This window comes from Dietzia sp. SLG310A2-38A2, assembly GCF_014145095.1.
GTDB lineage: Bacteria > Actinomycetota > Actinomycetes > Mycobacteriales > Mycobacteriaceae > Dietzia.
This window is the reverse complement of the sequence record NZ_JAALDX010000481.1, coordinates 1-843: the sequence shown is the minus strand read 5'-3', so window position 1 is coordinate 843 and position 843 is coordinate 1. Positions and strand designations below refer to the sequence as shown.

Below are 843 nucleotides of genomic sequence, written 5' to 3'. Positions count from 1 at the left end.
GGCCTTGCTCCGGACGATCATCTGCTTGTACTCCTCGGCCGCGCGGGACTCCTCGGTCGCGAGGAATGCCGACCCGACGTATGCGAGATCCGCCCCCGCCGCCTGCGCGGCGAGGATCGACCGACCGTGCGCGATCGCCCCGGACAGCAGCAACGGGCCATCGAACCATTCGCGGATCTCCTGGAGCAGGGCGAACGGCGACTGCGTCCCGGCGTGGCCGCCGGCGCCGGCGGCCACCGCCACCAGCCCGTCGGCGCCCTTCTCGATGGCCTTGCGGGCGAACTTGTCGTTGATCACGTCGTGCAGCACGATGCCGCCGTAGGAGTGGACGGCGTCGTTGACCTCGGTACGGGCACCGAGGGAGGTGATGACGATCGGCACCTCGTGCTCGACGACGGTCGCCAGGTCCTGCTCGAGCCTGTCGTTGGACCGGTGGACGATCTGGTTGACGGCGAACGGGGCCACGTACTGGTCGGGATTCGCCGCGGAGTAGGCCGCGTTGCTCTCGGTGACCTGGTCCAGCCACTCCCCCAGGACCGACTGCGGTCGCGCGTTGAGCGCCGGGAACGAACCGATCACCCCGGCCTGGCACTGCGCGGCCACCAGCTCAGGGCCGGAGTAGATGAACATCGGCGAGGCGACCACCGGCACGGTGAGCGGGCCGGCGAGGACGGAGGGAAGGGCCATGAGCAGTCCTTTCGGGACCGGGATGAGGTCGGGTTTCCCCGACCGTACGGCCGCCCACGGTTTTGTGCAACTAGTTGCACAAAGATCTGGACGCACGCCGGCGGAGCGCCCAGATCACCTCAACCTGCACCGGCCGGATAGATCTCCTCCGCCAGC

Annotated in this window: 1 protein-coding gene; it reads right to left on the bottom strand. The window is 69.0% G+C overall.

Going from position 1 to position 843, the window contains the following annotated elements; genetic code table 11:
- Positions 1-687: nitronate monooxygenase family protein (locus G6027_RS15620; RefSeq protein ID WP_182637968.1), on the bottom strand; the 687-nt coding region annotated here is incomplete at its 3' end.
- Between the last annotated feature and the right edge of the window lie 156 nt (positions 688-843).